Consider the following 18,140-nt stretch of genomic DNA (forward strand, 5'->3'; position numbering starts at 1 on the left):
AAGGATCCGCGTCACTACGCCATGGTCGGCTTCGGTGGGGCGGGCCCGGCGCACGCCGTCGATGTCGCCCGCGTGCTCGGCGTCCGGCAGGTCATCATTCCGCCGGCCTCCGGCGCGGCTTCGGCGCTCGGCTTTCTCGCCGCGCCGCTCTCCTTCGACATGGTGCAGTCGCTGCCGGTCGAGTTCTCGGAGGGCTTTGACGCCCAGGCCGTCAACACCGTGCTCAGCGAGCTGGAGGCGCAGGGCCGCAAGCACCTGCTCGAGGCCGGCGTGAAGCCAGCCGACATCACGGTCGAGCGCTCGGCCGATATGCGCCTCGTCGGCCAGATGCACGATATCGCGGTGACGTTGCCGGCCGGCACGATCGATACATCGAGCCTGGACGCCATCCGCGCTGCCTTCGCCACCACCTATTCGGCGCGCTACACCTCGGTCTACGAGGGCGCCCGTCTCGAGGCGATCAACTTCCGCGTCCGCTGCGCCGGTCCGGTGCCGAGCCTCTCGCTCTCCGGCGCGGCCGGCGGCGGCGATGCCGGCACCAAGGTGAAGGGCACTCGCCAGGCCTGGTTCGAGAGCGGCTGGAGCGAGGCGACCGTCTATGATCGCTACGCGCTGCGGCCGGGCGACTCCATCAAGGGTCCCGCGATCATCGAGGAGCGCGAAGCGACGACCATCGTTCCTCCCGGGGATACGGTTGCGATCGACCAGGTACTTAACCTGCTGGTCAGCGTCGGGCGGGCCAGCGCCGCCGAGACCACGATCAGCGCCGACATGCCGCTGGCTGAGGCCGCGCGCCGGATCGAGGCCGACCCGATCTCGCTGGAGATCATGTGGAGCCGCCTCGTCAACGTCGTCGAGGAGATGTGGCTGACCGTCTGCCGCACGGCCTTCTCGCTGGTGATCTCCGAAGCGCAGGATTTTGCCTGCGAGCTGCTCGACCCCGAKGGCGAGACGCTGGCTCATTCGCCACGCGCCATGCCGGTGTTCAACCTGACCCTGCCGCGCGCCGTCAAGGCGCTGCTCGAGCGCTATCCGGCCGACACCCTGAAGCCCGGCGACGTTCTGATCACCAATGATCCCTGGCTCTGCGCCGGCCATCTCTTCGACATTGCCGTGGTCACGCCGGTGTTCCTGGGCGACCGCGTCGTCGGACTGATGGGCACTGTCGGCCATGTCTCCGATATCGGCGGCACCAAGGACAGCCTCAGGGCCCGCGAGATCTACGAGGAAGGTTTCCAGATCCCGCCGATGAAGCTCTACGAGGCTGGCCGGATCAACGAGACACTCGTCCGCCTGCTGGGCGAGAACGTCCGCAATTCCGAGCAGGTTCTCGGCGATCTGCACTCGTTCGTCGCGGCCAATGCGATCGGCGCCGAGCGCCTGCAGTCCTTCCTGAGCGATTACGGCATGCAGGATCTGCGCGCCCTCGCCTCGGTGGTGCAGGACCGTTCCGAGAAGGCCATGCGCGAGGCCATCGCCGCGTTGCCGGACGGGACCTATCACGGCACCGTCTCGAACAACCCGCTCGGCACGCCGATGACCTATCCGCTGGCGCTGACGGTCAAGGGCGACACGATCCATCTCGACTTTGACGGCGCCCCACCGCAGCTGCCGCAGGGCGGGCTCAACTGCACCCTGAACTACACAATGGCGCATGCGACCTACCCGCTGAAATGCATGCTGACGCCGAATGTCCGCGGCAATGCCGGCTGCTATCGCGCCTTCTCGATCGACGCGCCGAAGGGCTCGATCCTGAACTGCGACAAGCCGCTCGCGGTCAACCTGCGGACGCGCACCGGCTGGTACATCGCGCCGAACATCTTCCGCGCCCTGTCACAGGCCGCTCCGAACCAGGTCCAGGCCTTCACCGGACTACCGGTGGCGGCGAGCGTCTATGGCCGGGACCAGGCGGGTGATACCTATTCCGACATGCTTTTCGTCGGCGGCGGCCAGGGCGGCTCGGCCCATGGCGACGGCAAGTCCGGCCTTCTCTATCCGACCTCGGCCGCCAACACCTCGATCGAGACCTTCGAGGCGCGCGTGCCGGTGCTGGTCGTGGAGAAGACCTATCTCACCGACTCCGGCGGTGCCGGCGAGCATCGCGGCGGCCTCGGCCAGCGCGTCCGCCTGCGCAAGCTCTCCGATGACGGTCTCCCGACGCTGGTCTCGCTCTATCCGGAAGGCGTCAACAACCCGATCCCGGGCCTGTTCGGCGGCAAGGCCGGCGGCGGAGCATCAGGGCGGGTCATCGATGAGCAGGGCCATGTCCTGAAGGATGTCGGGACGGGCGACCTCGTCCAGGTCAAGCATCCCCATGAGATCGTGGAACTCGTGCTCGCCGGCGGCGCCGGCTACGGCGCGGCGGCGGAGCGCTCCCGCGACGCCATCGCCCGCGACATCGCACTCGGCCTCGTCTCACCGGAGGCCGCCAAGCGCGACTACGGGGTCCAGACCGGCCATGCGACGCACGACGTCGGCGAGGCCAAGGCCGGCATCCTTGTTGCCTGACGACTGACATCAACAAGCACATCTGCCCCTCCAGGGGCCAATAACGGGGACTGAGGCATGAAGGACCAACCGAAAGGAGTGCCTCAGCGGCACCCGAGCCTGTTCGAGCCCGGGACGCTGGTGCTGATCGCCATTCTTTGCGTCTTTGGCGCGATCATTGGCATGCAGCTTCTGGTCTCCCTGGGCATCACGGCAAACACATCGCTAATCGGGGCGCTCGCCGCCATGGCGCTTGCGCGCGTGCCGATAGCGATGTTCACGCGCTACCGCTCGATCCATGTTCAGAATCTGGCTCAGAGCGCGATCTCGTCCGCGACATTCGGGGCTGCCAACAGCCTGCTGCTGCCGATCGGCATTCCCTTCCTGCTTGGTCGCTCCGATCTGGTGCTGCCGATGCTGGCAGGCGCCTTCGCGGCGATGCTGCTCGACGCCTACCTGCTCTACCGGATGTTCGATTCCCGGGTGTTTCCGGCGACCGGTGCCTGGCCCCCGGGCGTTGCCGCCGCCGAAGCGATCAAGGCCGGCGACGAGGGCGGACGCAAGGCGGTGCTGATGGGGGTCGGCTTCGTCACCGGCATCCTGGTCTCCTTCGTCAAGGTGCCGCTCGCGGCCATCGGCTTTGTCGGCTCGACGGCGGTCTCCGGCATTCCGATGTCCGCCTTCGGCGTCGCCTTCATCGGCAATATCTGGGCGCTCTCGATGTTCGGCGTCGGCCTGCTGCTGCGCGGCTATTCCAGCCAGCTCTTCGGCGGCCCGCTCTTCGCCGAGATCATCCCGAAGGGCGATCTGATGGCGGCCTATATCCCGCACGGCTTCATGATCGGCGCAGGGCTGATTGCCCTGTTTCAGGTCGCGCAGCTCCTGTTCAGGCGCAGCGAAGCCCAGAAGCTGGCCGAGGCGGCCTCCGGCGTTTCCGATGCGGAAGTCAGGCGCGCGCTCGGTCTCGGCACCATTGCCTATCTCGTGATCGCGGTCTTCATCGCGCTGGTCGGCGGCCTGATGAGCGATATGTCGATCGGGATGTTGATCCTGTTCGTGCTCTATGCCGCCTTCGCGGCCTATGTGCATGAGCTCATCGTCGGCCTCGCCGCGATGCACTCTGGCTGGTTCCCGGCCTTCGCCGTCGCACTGATCACGCTGATCATCGGCATGCTGATCGGCTTCCCGATGCCGGCGCTTGCGTTGCTCGTTGGCTTCTCCGCCGCGACGGGGCCTGCCTTCGCCGACATGGGCTATGATCTGAAGGCCGGGTACATCCTGCGCGGCAACGGCGCCGATCCCGCCTTCGAGCGCGACGGCCGTCGGCAGCAGCTCTTTGCTGCGATGTTCGCCTTCGTCATCGCCGGTGCGGTGGTGCTGGTCTCCTACCAGTCCTATTTCGACCAGAACCTCGTCGCCCCCGTGAACAAGGTCTATGCCGCGACGATCAAGGCCGGCGTGGCGCCAGGCGTCGCCTGGCAGCTCTTCCTCTGGGCGATCCCGGGCGCGATCCTGCAGTTCATCGGCGGCCCGAAGCGCCAGATCGGCGTGCTCTTCGCCACCGGCCTGCTCATCAGCTTCCCGATGGCGGGGTGGGCCGTCCTGGCCGGCATCGTCTGCCGGCTTGTCTGGGAGAAGCTGCGCGGCAGCACAGGCGAAGGGGACATGGAGGTCTTCGCCGCCGGCATCATCGCCGGAGACGCGATCTTCAGCTTCTTCGACTCGGTGATCAAGAACTTCAGGCGCTAAAGCAACGGCCCGAAAACTGCTTCGCGGTTTTCGGGACGGCCGATGCGAACACAGAGCTGGATCATCGGACCGGAAACGAGATCCGATCGATGATCTCAGCGCCCGTGCCGGAAACGGCACGGGCGTCCCATTCGACAGAGGACGGCCTCGCATGCGCAAACTCGGAACCCTGACCATCGGCCAGGCGCCGCGCTCCGACATCACGCCCATTCTCGACGCGGTGATCGGCTCCGACCTGCCGCGCCGCCATGCGGGTGTGCTGGACGGGCGGAGCAAGGCCGAGATCGAGCGCGACTTCGGCCCTCGCGCCGGAGCTGCCGTGCTGATCACCAAGCTGCTGGACGGCAGCTCAGTCATCATCGACAGGAGCCGCACCGAAGCTGCGGCGCAGGCCAAGATCGCCATGCTGGAAGCCGAGGGCTGCAGCACGATCCTGATGCTCTGCACCGGCCATTTCGAGACCCTGGCGGCAGACAGGGCGCAACTGATCGAACCTGATCGGATCCTGCCGCCAACGGTCGCCGCCCTCACCCCGGGCGCGCAACTCGGCATCATCGTGCCGCTCGCCGAACAGATCGCAAGCGAGGCCGGGAAATGGGCCGGGCTTGATCGCAAACCGCTCTATGCTGCGGCCTCGCCCTATGGCGGGCCTGGTTCCAACCTGTCCGAGGCGGCCCGCGACCTCGCCAGGCGCGGTGCTAAGGTTCTGCTGATGGACTGCATGGGTTTCGTCGAGGCTCATCGCCGCGAGGCCGCGGAAGCCGCGAAGCTGCCTGTGATCCTCTCCAACAGCCTGATCGGCAAGCTCGTTTCCGAGATCGTCTGAGCACGCCCGTCACGCTCGGCCCCAATCTCGGGCAGATCGCCATGCAATGGAGTTCCGGGAGGACGCAGGGACTGGCCTGACATCGGCCACACCCGCCCTTGCGCCGGTGCTTCTGAACGGCAAACGGAAGACGGCGTCTGGCGCCTCGCCTTGAGCCGCTCCTCCGACCGGTCAGGGCTCGTTCGATTATTTCAGATTGCCGAAGTGGTTCTTCTGCGTGACGCCGGYCCGGATCCGATGCTCTTCGATCGCCCGCTCGTGGCCATCGGAGCCCCGCACCCGGTCTTGTCGGTGCCTGATTTCGCCCGCTGGCAGCACCCGAGGGATCTGGTAAGTTCCGAGACCGGATCTGTCGCGGAAGTCAAAATTCAGGCTGATCACATCAGCCTTCCCTTAGTTACCGGTCATGGAGCAACTCCTCGCTCTCGCAGCGCTCGTCGAGGAGGCTGCCCACGAAGGTAGYCCCGTCGCTGCAATGATCGGTGATCGCAAGGTTCACGACATGCCCGTCCTCGCAGAGCAGCCTGATCTCATAGGAGAGCAGCAAGGGTGCGACCTGACGTAGATCGAGGTCGAAATGCCCGCGGCATCTGCCGTTCGCGTTCCGGGATGTTTCGAAACTGTAAGATACAGGCTGGCGCGTACCGTCGCGCCAGATGATCTGGCCCTTGCCCTGAAGCCAGGTGACCTGGCGTTCGCTTTGCACGACGAGCTTCCAGCCTTGACCGGCGCCAACCCGGCACCGCGGCCCGCTCTCGGTTCAGGTTGAACGGAAGCGGCGATGCAGTGAGCGCTCTTCCAGGGCACCAGGCAAGCAAAATCCGCGCGTCATCTCAGCACAGAGGCACGCCCAGGAACGCCTCTCGGAAAGGGTACAACCTAACAGAGAGGCACGTGCCACCGTCCCACACTCTGTGCAGCCCGCAGCAATGCCCCTCCCCCCTTTCGAGAAGGGCAGCACGCGACGTCACGGCAAGTCCATTCTGGGATCGAGCGCGTCGCGCAAACCGTCTCCAACGAAGTTGAAGCTCGTAACGGCGAGCGTGATCGCCGCCCCGGGCAGGATCGCAAGCCATGGCGCGCTGGTGAGATAGCTTTGGGCGTTCTCCARCATATTGCCCCAGCTTGGAGTCGGCGGTTGGATGCCGTAGCCGAGGAAGCTGATATAGCTCTCGGCCAGGATCGCATGGGCGACGTTCAACGTCGCGGCAACGACGATCGGTGCGATCGCGTTCGGCAGCAGCTGACGAAACATGATGCGGCCGTTGCTGGCGCCCATCGCGACCGCTGCAACCACATAATCGCGGGTGCGGAGCGATCTTATCTGAGCCTCGACGACCCGCGCCACCTCCATCCACGAGGTCATAGCGATCAGCATGACGATCGAGGGCACCGACGGCAAGATCAGGGCCGAAACAGCAAGCAGCAGGAAGATCGAGGGGAAGCACAGCATCGCGTCGACGAAGCGCATCAGGGCAGCCCCGACCGCACCTTCGTAGAATCCGGCGATCATGCCGATGCAGATGCCGATCGCCATGCTGATCAGCATGGCGGAAAAGCCCACTGCGAGTGAAATCCGCCCGGCCATTAGCAGGCGGGCCAGGATATCGCGCCCGAGAGGATCGGTGCCGAGTACATGCGGGCCCGAGAAGGGTGGCGCGAAGCGCTGCCGGATGTCGATGAACGTGTCGCTATAGGGCAGCAGCATCGGCCCGAAGATGCAGGCGAGCGTCATCGCCACGATTGCCACCGCTCCGAAAACCGCCAGCCGGTGCCGGCGGAAACGGCGAAAGCCGGGGCTGTTCCAGACGAATGGCGAAGCTGCGATCCGGACTTCGGTGACGCCGGTGAGATCAGTGCTCATCAGCCATTCCTCGCAATCCGCGGATCGGCGAGACCATAGAGCAGGTCGGCGATCAGACTGCCGAGCAACACCAGGACGGCGGTGAACATCAGGATGCCCATCACGGTCGGATAGTCGCGATAGCTGATCGAGTCGAGGAAGAGCCTCCCCATGCCCGGCCAGGTGAAGACGGTCTCGGTCACCAGTGCGCCCGAAAGCAATGTCGGCACATGCAGGCCGGTGATGGTGATCATTGGCAGCAGCGCATTGCGAAGGGCGTGCCGCAGCAGGACCTGGCGCTCCGGCACGCCCTTGGCCCGGGCGGTGCGGATATAGTCCTGATTGACGACCTCAAGCATCGAGGAGCGCATGTAGCGGCTCCAGACCGCCGTCGAGACCAGCGCGAGCACGATGCAGGGCCCGATCAGATGATGGATCCGGTTGAGCACCGAACCATCGCCGATGGTGTAGCGGTTGCCGGCAGGTAGCCAGCCGAGCCCGACCGAGAAGACATAGATGATGACAAGGCCGAACCAGAAGGTCGGGATCGAGAGCGCGATCATCGCGCAGTCGCCGCGCAGCATGCGCCAGAGCCATTCCGCATATTGCAGCGGCAGCGGGCGGTTGAGGCCGAGCTGTTCAGCGATGCGGTCGAGATCGGCCTGGGTCATGTCGCCGCCGGCGGCGAACTGCGAGAGCGGCCCGCCCGGAGCCAGGTGCAGGATCGCAAAGCCGATTATCGAGACGATGAGCAGCAGCACGAGCGCCTGCAGCAGCCGTCGCACGAGAAAGGTGCTCATGGCGCCGTGTTCCCGGGGGGGCCGTTCATGGTCTCAGCGCGCCCAGTACCAGCTGCCCATGTTCCAGGTATTCTGGCGGGCATTGATATTGGGCTCGTAGCCGATGAGCCCTTCCTTGTAGCCCTCGACCGGAACATATTGGTAGATCGGCAGGATCGGCAGTTCCTCGCGGACGATTTCCTGCAATTTCCAGTAGACGGCCTTGCGCTTGGCCTGATCGAAGGTTTCCTGGCCCTCCTTCAGCAGCTTGTCGACTTCGGCATTCTGCCACTGCATCTGGTTGGCGCCACTGCCGTTCTTGGCGGGTATTGCATCAGAGGCGAAGCGCGAGGCCGGATCGGGATCGATCACGGTGCGGAAGGCGGTGCCGACCAGCAGCGACTGGAACTTCGAGCGCGTATAGAACTCGCCCCAGATCACCGCGGCCGGCATGTTGTTGATCTTCATGGAAACGCCGACCTGCTGCCAGTCCTGCATCATCAGTTGCTGGCACTGCTCGCGTAGCGAGGCGCCGGTCGTCGTCGAGACCGCGAACTCAAGCGGCACGCCGTTCTTCATGCGAACGCCGCTGCCGCTGCGTTTCCAGCCAGCGTCGTCGAGCAGCTTGTTAGCCTTGGTGAGGTCGTAGCTCTGCTGCGGCAGGTTGGGATTGTAGGCCCAGGATTCCTGAGGCGCGAAGGACTCCGTCGGCTTGTGCAGGCCATAGAAGATGACGTCGATGATCGCCTGCTTGTTGATCGAGGCGTAGAGAGCCTGGCGCACCGCCTTCTCGGACAAGGCCGGATGCTCGAGATTGGGCATCAGGATTTCGAGCGAGGCGTTCGGGATCTTCACGATCTTGCGGCCCGGCAGCTTCACGGCCTCGGCATAGAAATTCGCCGGGATGCCAGTGCCGATAATGAGGTCGACCTGTCCCGTGCGGAACTGTGCATAGAGAGCCGTCTGGTCCGGCACATATTTGAGGACAGCCTTCTCCAGATAGGGGCCCTTGCCGTGATAACGCTCATTGGCGACGAGCGTGATGTTGTCGCCCGGCGTGCGCTGCCCCCATTTGAAGGGCCCGGTACCGACCGGCGCGCCGTTGAAGGGTGCGGTATTCGGGTCGCTGGCTTTCTCAAGCAGATGCTTGGGCACGATGAAGGTGTTGGAGAGCAGCGCGAGATAGGGCGCGTAGGCCTTCTCCATGCGCCAGGAGATCTCATGCGGTCCCTTGACCACGATGTCCTTGACCAGCGCATGGCCGACCCGGGTGCGGCTCTTGAAGCCCGGCGCATTGATCAGCTCCAGCGTGTATTTCACGTCCTCGGCCGTGAAGGGCGTCCCGTCATGCCAGGTGATGCCCTCGCGCAGTTTGACTTTCCAGGCCAGGCCACCTTCCGAGATGCCCCCATTGGCCTCGCTCGGCACCTCGGTTGCGAGATCGGGCATCAGGTTGCCCTGAGGGTCGGCGAGCCACATCGTATTGAAGACCTGCATCCAGACGGTCTCGTCGACCTCGATGCCAGGCATGAGCGGGTTGAATGCTGTCGGCTCCTGCGACAGGCCAACGACGACCTGGCCGGTCGGTTTAGCGGGCGGTGGCGGAGCAGGCTTGGTCTGGGCGCTGGCTCCAACCCCCGAGGCGGCCAGCAGGCCGCCCGCTCCGAGCGCGAGAAACTGGCGGCGATGCAATGCCGGCATCGGGAAAGCCGAACGGGTCGTTCCGTCGGAGTGCTTTATCATCCGGTAACCCCTCTTTTGCTTGTTTTGCGGAAGTCCCGGGCGCCCCGGGCAATTCAGGCGGAAACGATCGCGCATCCACGCCGCCCGCTTCATCCGTCGGGTCGTTCGCGGGCGCGGCCGGTCCTTCAACCGCGTGCCTAGGTTAGGCCTGCACCCACCCGCCTCGTATGCCGATCACGGCGCCCGGCCGGGCATAATCTGCCGATTCAACCACCGCCTTTGGCATAGGGTTCTGCACCGGATCGGGTCTTATCGAGCCGATCAAATCGGATCGGCCGTGCGGATGGATTGGTCGTTGCCCGCGCGGAGCGGTCCCGCAGCGCAAGGAAAGCCAGCCTATGTCTCCTCCGGTCACCCGCGTCCGTAGCGACGAGTTTCTGCCGAAATCTGCCGATGTGGTGGTCATTGGCGGTGGCATCGCCGGCACGAGCGCGGCCTATGAGCTGGCAAAGAAGGGGCATTCGGTCGCACTGGTTGAGAAGGGGCACCTCGCCGGCGAACAGTCGAGCCGGAACTGGGGCTGGTGCCGCCAGCAGAATCGCGACCTGCGCGAATTGCCGCTGGCCCAGCGCGCCGTCGAGATGTGGAACGGGTTGAACGAAGAACTCGGAGCCGAGACGGGCTTCCGCCGCACCGGGCTGCTCTATGTGACGACCAAACAATCCGATCTCGATATCTGGTCGAACTGGGCCGACCGCGCCCGCGAGTATCAGATGCATAGCCGGATGCTGACGGCTGCCGAGGCCAAGGCCATGTCTCCGGGCAGTACGGAGAACTGGATCGGCGGAGTGCATTCGCCGACCGACGGGCGGGCCGAGCCCGCGCTGGCGACCCCGGCCATCGCCGAAGGGGCGCGCAAGCGGGGGGCGACCATTCATCAGAGCTGCGCCGCACGCGGACTGGAGACCGAGGGAGGCAGGGTTTCGGCGGTCGTCACCGAAAAGGGCACGATCCGGACCAGCGCAGTGCTCTGCGCCGGCGGGGCCTGGAGCTCGATGTTCTGCCGCCATCACGGCCTCAAGCTGCCGCAGGCGGGCGTGCGCTCCACCTCCTTTTTCACGGAGGCCGCGCCGCAGGTGATCGAGGGCGGGCTGTCCATGCCCGATCTCACCTTCCGACGCCGGATCGATGGCGGTTATACCGTCGGCATCAGCGGACGCGGCCTGCTCGAACTCACTCCGCAGGGCATGCTCTACGCCCAACAGTTCTGGCGGACCTTCAAGAAGCGGCGCTGGGGCCTGACCATCCGGGCTGGCCGGTCCTTCTTCGCCGGGCCGGAGGCGATCTCCCGCTGGAGCAACGATGGCATCTCGCCCTTCGAGCGAATCCGCACCTTCGATCCGCCGGCACAGGAGGAGCTGATCAGCTTTGCCCTGACACGGCTTGGGCAACTCTATCCGCAGCTCGCCAATGTGAAGATCGCGCATAAATATGGCGGGCTGGTCGACTTCACCCCGGATTGGATTCCGGTCATCTCCGGCGTCGCGACCCTGCCCGGCTTCTATATCTCTACGGGCTATAGCGGTCACGGCTTCGGCATCGGCCCGGCCGCCGGGCGCCTTGCCGCCGACATCGTCGCCAACGACACCCCCATCGTCGATCCACACCCCTATCGCTACAGCCGCATGATCGACGGGACCGATCTCGGCGAGCCCGGCATGATGTGACGCGCCTTTCAATGTCTTGAAGACAAGCCACCGCATCGGGGTTGGGTCTTGCCATAGCTGCATCCGCCAATCGGCATCGAGACCGCGCTGCGGCATTGAGTCCGGCGCCGATGCAAAGATGATCCAATGCCGCCCGCAGCGCGGTCGCTAACGTCGCGACGAAACCCTGCCGGAGCGCCCCGCCTATGTCACCGACGCTTGAACGCATCGCCAGCAATGCGCGCCTGCCGGCCCAGGCCGATATCATCGTGATCGGTGCCGGAATCGTCGGCAGCGCAGCAGCCTATTTCCTGGCGAAGCGCGGGCACAGCGTAGCACTCCTTGAGAAGGGCGTCGTCGGCGGCGAACAATCGAGCCGGAACTGGGGGTGGTGCCGGCAGCAGAACCGTGACGCCCGCGAACTGCCCCTCGCCATGCGCGCCATGGAGCTCTGGGACGGGCTCAGCCGCGACATCGGCAGTGATATCGGCTTCAGGCGCAGCGGCCTGATCTATGCCAGCAATGATGCCGGCCAGATCGCGCAATGGGACAAATGGCGCGGAACCGCACAGCAATTCGGCATCGATACGCGCATGCTCTCCGGCAGCGAAGCAGTCGCCATGACGGCAGGCACCGGCCACTCCTGGCTCGGCGGGGTCCATTCGGTCAGCGACGGCAAGGCTGAGCCTGCCCTCGCCGCACCTGTCCTCGCAGAAGGCGCCCGTTCGCAGGGTGCGAGCATCCATCAGGATTGTGCTGCCCGCGGCCTCGACGTCACGAATGGCGCGGTCTCCGGCGTGATCACCGAGAAGGGCCTGATCCGAACGCGCTCCGTCATCCTTTCCGGCGGCGCCTGGGCATCAGCCTTCTGCCGGCGCCATGGCATCCGGTTTCCGCAGGCGAGCATCCGCTCGACCATTCTGCGGACAGAAGTCGCGCCCAGATTACTCGATGCGCTCTACACCCCCGACTGCGCCCTGACGCGTCGGCTCGACGGCAGCTACACGATCGCGATCAGCGGCAAAGGCACACTTGAAGTCACGCCGCAGGGACTGCGCTATGCGCGCGAGTTCCTGCCGATGTTCATCAAGCGGCTGAAAGCGGTCGAGTTCGGCCTCGGCACCTCCTTCTTCGAGGGGCCGGAGGCGCTCGGAGGCTGGGCTTTCGACAGGGAGACTCCCTTCGAACGCATCCGCGTGCTCGATCCCGTGCCGAGCCGCAGGTCCGTTGCGCTGACGCTGGCAAGGGCACGGGCGCTCTACCCCGCACTTCAAGACGTCGCCGTCCGGGAGAGCTGGGGCAGCTATATCGATTCAACGCCGGACGCCGTGCCGGTGATCTCGCCCGTCGCGGGTCTGCAGGGCTTCGTGCTGGCGGCCGGTTTCAGCGGGCATGGCTTCGGACTCGGGCCCGCGGCCGGCCATCTGGCGGCCGATCTCGCCGTGGGGGACAAACCGATCGTCGACCCGCGTCCCTTCCGGCATTCGCGCCTGATCGATGGCTCGCGGGGCGAGATCGGCGAATTCTGAACATCGCCCGTCGGTGTCGGACAGCCCTTCATTCGGCCTTTTGCAGCCGGCGGCAATTCATGCTGAACCGGGGCAGATGATCGGCAGAATCTTTGCTCGGCCGGACGCAATTCCAAGTCCGCGCCTGCACACCGGCCCTAGTCTTGGATGCAACGCGGCAGATCGTGCTGGCGCGGCAACTTCTGATGGCGAGAGACGCGATGAGCACCCTGCGGCCGAAATTCGTGACCTTCGATTGCTATGGCACGCTGATCAATTTCGAAATGGGCCCGGCGGCGCGGCGCGTCTATGGCGCACGCCTGTCCCCCGAGGTCATGGACGGTTTCTGCGAGAGCTTCAGGGGGTTTCGCCTGGACGAGGTCCTTGGCGCCTGGAAGCCCTTCATCGAAGTGGTCCATAACTCGGTGGAGCGCAGTTGCAGAGCCTGGAAGATCACGTTCGACCCGGCCGACGCCCAGGCCATCTACGACGAGATTCCGAGCTGGAACCCGCACCCGGATGTGCCGGCAGGCCTCGCCAAGGTCGCCAGGGAGATCCCCCTCGTCATCCTCTCGAATTCGATGAAGGAGCTGATTCCGCACTCCGTCGTCAAACTCGGCGCCCCCTTCCATGCGGCCTATACCGCGGAGGAGGCGCAGGCCTACAAGCCGCGCCTGCAGGCGTTCGAATACATGTTCGACATGCTGGGCTGCGGACCTGAAGACGTCGTGCATTGCTCGTCCAGTCTGCGCTACGACCTGATGAGCGCCTACGACCTGAAGATCGGTCAGCGGGTCTTCGTCAATCGCGGTCACGAGCCCGGCATTCCAGCTTACGGCTACCGCGAAATCAAGGACATCGGCGGCCTGCCAGGCCTGCTCGGGCTCTGACGCCGATGCGCGATTTCGACCCTGACGCCATCGCCTTCGCCACGGGCCATTTCATCGCCGGCAGCAACATCGATGGCCCCGGTGAAAGGATCAGCGTCACCCGACCATCCGACGCCGTAACCTATGCCGATCTGCCGGTCGCATCGGCGGAGGTTGTTGATCGGGCTGTCGAGGACGCAACGCATGCGGTCAAGCGCAGTGGCTGGGCGACGCAGCCCCCGCGCGACCGGGCGCGTGCCATGCGGCGCTGGGCCGAGTTGATCGAGGCGAAGAGCGAGGCACTCGGCCGGCTGGAGGCGCTGGGCTCGACACGCCCGATTGCCCAGGCCGTGACCGGCGACGTCGCCAGCACAGCCGAGGGCATCCGCTTCTTCGCCGAATGGGCGGACAAGCTCGGCGGCGACGTCGCCGCGACGCGGGCCGACCATTTCGGCATGATCGTCTCCGAGCCCTATGGTGTGGTGGGGGCGATCACGCCCTGGAACTTCCCGCTCAGCATGGCCAGCTGGAAGGTCGGCCCGGCGCTCGCCGCCGGCAACGCGATCGTCCTGAAACCGTCCGAACTGACGCCGTTCTCGACCGTGAGGCTGGCTGAGCTCGCCGTCGAGGCCGGAATTCCGCCCGGTATCTTCAATGTCGTACAGGGCACGGGCGCGGTGACGGGCGACGCACTCAGCCGCCACCCCGGCATCGCCAAACTCTCCTTTACCGGCTCCACCCGTACGGGCATCGCCGTGATGAAGGCCGCGGCCGAGACCGGCATCAAGCCGGTAACACTGGAGCTCGGCGGCAAGAGCCCGCAGCTCGTCTTCGCTGACGCCGATCTCGACAAGGCAGCGGATTGCATAGCCAGCTCGCTCCTCGCCAATGCCGGCCAGGCCTGCGTGGCGGGTTCGCGGCTGATCGTTCAGCGGCAGGCCACTGATACCCTGGTCTCAGCTCTGCTGGCGCGGCTCTCGCGCATCGCGCCAGGTCCGACCTGGAAATCGTCGACGGGCTTTGCGCCGATCATCTCGGAGATCCAGGCCCGGCGCATCGATGCGATCCTGGCCCGCAGCCGCGCCCAGGGCGCCGAGGTGCTGTTGGGAGGAGGAAGGATCGAGGGTCACGGCGGAGCCTTCTATCAGCCGACCTTGCTCACAGGCGTCGATGCGGACACCGCGGCGGTGCGTGAGGAGATCTTCGGCCCGGTGCTGACGATCCAGCGCTTCGACACCGAGGAGGAAGGCTTCGCCCTCGCCGACCACCCCGAGTATGGGCTCGCGGCCGGCGTCTACACCTCCGATCTCGGCCGAGGCCTGCGGGCCGTACGCCAGATCAAGGCGGGCACGGTCTGGATCAACCGCTATAACCGCACGCTCGACTTCATCCTGCCGACCGGCGGGTACAAGAGCTCCGGCATCGGCAAGGATCTCGGCCGGCAAGCCGTCGAGACCAATCTGCGGCACAAGACCGTGCTGATCGACATCGGTGCGTGAAGGCTTACGGCCACTCGCGCGCAGCCGAGCGCGGTCGGGAAGGAGCCGATCGATCGCCTCGATTCCGGCCCGAGCTGACGACGGTTTCCCCCCTGCTTCAGCGATGCTGAAGCAGGCAGGCTGAATCCACGAGCCTCATCATCATTCCCGACAAGCCGCGACGCGGAGGCCCGGGTGTTCGATGGGGCTCCTCTCGTTGACGCCTCCTCAGTGACGCCAGTCCTGGTAGCGGTAATAGGCGCCGACGAAGGGGAGGAACCAGGGCGGACCGAAATGGCCTGGCACTGCGGGCCAGGCGAGCCCCGCCAGCGGATTCGCATTCACGTCCCCGCCCATGACGCGGGCTATGATCTGGCCCATATGCACCGACATCTGGGTGCCATGGCCGCTATAGCCCAGGGCATAGAACACGCCGTCACGCTCGCCGGCGCGCGGCAACCGGTCAGAGGTCATGTCGACCAGACCACCCCAGCAATAGTCGATGCGGACGCCGGAAAGCTGCGGAAAGAGTTCAAGCATCCGCGCCTGCAAAATCGCACCGCTCTTGGCATCGGATTTCGGGCTCGACAGTGCGAAGCGGGCGCGGCCGCCGAAGATCAGGCGATTATCCGGCGTGAGGCGGAAATAGTTGCCGATATTCTTCGTCGTCGTCGCGGTGCGCCGCATCGGAAGGATCGATGCAGCAAGTTCGGCCGAAAGCGGCGCGGTGGCGATGATGAAGCTGCCCACCGGCACGATGCGCCGCCTGAGCCAGGCGAACGGCCCCTGCCGGGAGGCCCCGGTCGCAAGCAGCACCTGCCCGGCCTCGATCTCGCCGCGGCTCGTCACGACCCTGTGCGCACGCGCCTTGAGGCGGTGAAGCTCCGTCACCGCAGCGTTCTCATAGATGCTCGCGCCACGCCGCGCAGCGGCATCGGCCAGCCCGACACCGAAACGGCCCATATGCATGTGGGCACTGCGCGGGAAGACCAGTCCGCCATGGAATCCGTCGGAACCGATTTCCCGGCGGATATCTTCCGGCCGGACCACGGTGAGATCAGGCTCGACGGTGCGCGACAGCAACTCCGCGCTCTTCTGCAACTTGGCGAAGTGCTCGGGCTTGGCCGCGAGCTTGATCTTGCCGGTGCGGATAAAATCGCAATCGATCGCCTCGCTTGCGACCAGCCTCTCCACCTGATCGACCGCATCATCGAAGGCCCGGTAGAGCGCCACGGCACGGTCCTGGCCCAGGCTGGCTGCGAGACCGCCGAGATCATGGGCGAGCCCGTTATTGCAGTGTCCGCCATTGCGCCCGGACGCCTCGCCGATCACACGGCCCGCCTCCAGAACCGCAACGCTTGCGCCGGATTTTGCCAGGGCCAGGGCCGCCGAGAGCCCGGTGAAGCCACCGCCGACGATGGCGACATCGACAGTGCCTGCGAGCGGACCTGTGGCGCCTCCGCCAAAACGCGGCGCCGTCGCAAGCCAATAGGGTTCGAGTTTCATCAGCGATCGATCCGCGGGTCAGCGCCGGCTGTCAGGGCCGGAAAGGCGTTGCGAACCGGTCTGCGCAAGCTGTTGCCCAGACGCGGTCCGATTTGGAAGCCCGAGCATGCGACATTCTAAGCCTATGTATTGTATGAATTTTACTATTCTCGAAAGCCAGCGGCGCACCTATACTTGGGCTTCATTCCAGATGAGGCTCGCAGGGGTGGATTACAAAACGGCCAAGCGCCCACTTGACTATGCGATCGATATCCGCGCGATGACCGAGGCCGATCTCGGCCAGGCACACCAACTCTCGATCGCCGTCGCCTGGCCGCATCGCCCTGAGGACTGGCGGCTGGTATTCGAGGTCGGATATGGCCTCATCGCCTGCGATCTGATCGGTCGTGCGCTCGGGACAGCGATGTGGTGGCCCTTTGGCGAACATTTCGCCACGATCGGCATGGTTATCACCTCGCCCCGCCTCCAGGCGCGAGGTGCGGGCCGGCGGCTGATGGACACGATCTTCGAACAATCCGGGCAGCGCGATCTGCGCCTGAATTCGACGCGCGAAGGCTACCGGCTCTACCGCTCGCTCGGCTTCGAGCCCATCGGCCGTGTCTTTCAGCATCAGGGCCGCGTCGAGGATGCAGGCCCCGCCACCGATTCCACGATCTCGGTAAGGCCAGTGGTTGTGGATGATCTTGACGCTATCGCCCGTCTCGATGCGATGGCCTATGGCGCGGATCGGACGCGGGTGATCAAGGCCCTGATGCCGCAATCGATCGGGACGATCCACGAACGCAACGGAGAGGCCGTCGGCTTCGCGCTGTGCCGCCACTTCGGGCGAGGCCATGTCGTCGGGCCGATCGTGGCGGAGGACGATATGGCGGCGATTGCTCTGACCCGGCCCCATGTCCAGGCACATGAGGGCGAGTTCCTCCGGGTCGACACTGCGATGGAGCAGGGCTTGTTCGGCGGTTTCCTCGAATCCTGCGGCATGATGATCCACGACACCGTGACGACGATGATCCGCGGCAACAATCATGCGGCGCGCGGCACGATGCGCACCTTCGGGCTGATCAACCAGGCCCTGGGTTGACGGTTAGATCATCGGACCGGATATCGTATCCCGTCCGGTGATCTAACCTTCTGTGTTTGCATCGGCTTTTCCGAAAACCGCAATCTACTTTTCGGCCGATGCCTTAAACGTCGAACAGCACAGGCAGCGGATAGCCCGATTTCTGGATCGGCGTCTTGATGACGATGTAGCTGAAGTATTTCGAGATGCCGAGATTGCGATCGAGCAGCGTCTCGATCAGCGACTGGTAATGCGTCAGCCCGCGCGTGACGAACTTGACCAGATAGTCATAGCCGCCGCTGACCATATGGCATTCCACCACCTCGTCGACGCGACGCAAGCCAGTCTCGAAGCGGATGAAATATTCCTTCGTATGGTCCGCCAGCGTGATCTCGGTAAAGACCGTGATCGTCTCACCAAGTTTCTGCAGATTGATCGTGGCTCCATATCCGGAAATGAAGCCGGCTTGTTCGAGCCGCTTCACCCGCAGCAGACAGGGGCTCGGAGACAAGCCGACCGCATCGGCCAGCGTGACATTCGTCACGCGGCCGTTGTTCTGGAGCTCAATCAGAATCTTCATGTCGATGCGATCGAGCCGCACGCCCGGTGTCACCACGAAAGCCTCACCCCAGCCCTCCCCGCGCAA

General features: G+C 65.1%; 14 protein-coding genes. 8 read left to right on the top strand and 6 right to left on the bottom strand.

What is annotated here, in order from left to right; all coding sequences use genetic code 11:
* The 3 genes from AC1DRP_RS08985 to AC1DRP_RS08995 all read left to right on the top strand — a co-directional run.
* A partial coding sequence (locus tag AC1DRP_RS08985; RefSeq protein WP_476768320.1) for a hydantoinase B/oxoprolinase family protein occupies positions 1-2,508 on the top strand: 2,508 nt, incomplete at its 5' end.
* Between the two features lie 57 nt (positions 2,509-2,565).
* Entirely contained in the window at positions 2,566-4,236 is a 1,671-nt protein-coding gene (locus AC1DRP_RS08990; protein ID WP_476768321.1) for an OPT/YSL family transporter, read from the top strand.
* 151 nt (positions 4,237-4,387) lie between these two features.
* On the top strand, positions 4,388-5,062 hold the full coding sequence (locus AC1DRP_RS08995) for an AroM family protein (RefSeq protein ID WP_441505923.1): 675 nt from the start codon (positions 4,388-4,390) through the stop codon (positions 5,060-5,062).
* Positions 5,063-5,459: 397 nt separating this feature from the next.
* Here AC1DRP_RS08995 and AC1DRP_RS09000 read toward each other — a convergent pair whose 3' ends face one another.
* The 4 genes from AC1DRP_RS09000 to AC1DRP_RS09015 form a co-directional block, all read right to left on the bottom strand.
* Positions 5,460-5,768 carry a hypothetical protein gene (locus tag AC1DRP_RS09000; RefSeq protein WP_476768322.1) on the bottom strand — a complete coding sequence of 103 codons (309 nt, stop codon included), beginning with the start codon at positions 5,766-5,768 and terminating at the stop codon, positions 5,460-5,462.
* Positions 5,769-6,029: 261 nt separating this feature from the next.
* Positions 6,030-6,926 carry an ABC transporter permease gene (locus AC1DRP_RS09005; protein WP_476768323.1) on the bottom strand — a complete coding sequence of 299 codons (897 nt, stop codon included), beginning with the start codon at positions 6,924-6,926 and terminating at the stop codon, positions 6,030-6,032.
* On the bottom strand, positions 6,926-7,705 hold the full coding sequence (locus tag AC1DRP_RS09010) for an ABC transporter permease (protein ID WP_476768324.1): 780 nt from the start codon (positions 7,703-7,705) through the stop codon (positions 6,926-6,928). The genes AC1DRP_RS09005 and AC1DRP_RS09010 overlap by 1 nt, the downstream gene beginning before the upstream one ends.
* A 33-nt stretch (positions 7,706-7,738) precedes the next feature.
* On the bottom strand, positions 7,739-9,427 hold the full coding sequence (locus AC1DRP_RS09015) for a peptide ABC transporter substrate-binding protein (protein ID WP_476768325.1): 1,689 nt from the start codon (positions 9,425-9,427) through the stop codon (positions 7,739-7,741).
* Positions 9,428-9,765: 338 nt separating this feature from the next.
* On the opposite strand from AC1DRP_RS09015, the gene AC1DRP_RS09020 reads away from it, so the two are divergent.
* The 4 genes from AC1DRP_RS09020 to AC1DRP_RS09035 all read left to right on the top strand — a co-directional run bounded on the left by AC1DRP_RS09020 (position 9,766) and on the right by AC1DRP_RS09035 (position 14,949).
* Positions 9,766-11,094 carry an NAD(P)/FAD-dependent oxidoreductase gene (locus AC1DRP_RS09020; protein ID WP_476768326.1) on the top strand — a complete coding sequence of 443 codons (1,329 nt, stop codon included), beginning with the start codon at positions 9,766-9,768 and terminating at the stop codon, positions 11,092-11,094.
* 185 nt (positions 11,095-11,279) lie between these two features.
* Positions 11,280-12,602 (top strand): NAD(P)/FAD-dependent oxidoreductase, encoded by a 1,323-nt coding sequence (locus tag AC1DRP_RS09025; protein WP_476768327.1) that lies wholly within the window; start codon positions 11,280-11,282, stop codon positions 12,600-12,602.
* 200 nt (positions 12,603-12,802) lie between these two features.
* Positions 12,803-13,471 carry a haloacid dehalogenase type II gene (locus AC1DRP_RS09030; RefSeq protein ID WP_476768328.1) on the top strand — a complete coding sequence of 223 codons (669 nt, stop codon included), beginning with the start codon at positions 12,803-12,805 and terminating at the stop codon, positions 13,469-13,471.
* A 5-nt stretch (positions 13,472-13,476) separates the two neighbouring features.
* Positions 13,477-14,949, top strand: a complete 1,473-nt coding sequence (locus tag AC1DRP_RS09035) for an aldehyde dehydrogenase family protein (protein WP_476768329.1) — start codon at positions 13,477-13,479, stop codon at positions 14,947-14,949.
* A 207-nt stretch (positions 14,950-15,156) separates the two neighbouring features.
* On the opposite strand, the gene AC1DRP_RS09040 is transcribed toward AC1DRP_RS09035, so the two are convergent.
* Positions 15,157-16,434 (bottom strand): NAD(P)/FAD-dependent oxidoreductase, encoded by a 1,278-nt coding sequence (locus AC1DRP_RS09040; protein ID WP_476768330.1) that lies wholly within the window; start codon positions 16,432-16,434, stop codon positions 15,157-15,159.
* Between the two features lie 205 nt (positions 16,435-16,639).
* Between AC1DRP_RS09040 and AC1DRP_RS09045 the strand changes: the two genes are divergently transcribed.
* Entirely contained in the window at positions 16,640-17,515 is an 876-nt protein-coding gene (locus AC1DRP_RS09045) for a GNAT family N-acetyltransferase (RefSeq protein ID WP_476768331.1), read from the top strand.
* Positions 17,516-17,618: 103 nt separating this feature from the next.
* On the opposite strand, the gene AC1DRP_RS09050 is transcribed toward AC1DRP_RS09045, so the two are convergent.
* Entirely contained in the window at positions 17,619-18,095 is a 477-nt protein-coding gene (locus tag AC1DRP_RS09050) for an Lrp/AsnC family transcriptional regulator (protein WP_200878107.1), read from the bottom strand.
* Positions 18,096-18,140: the final 45 nt, after the last annotated feature.

This window comes from Allobosea sp. 01N443 (assembly GCF_056399325.1).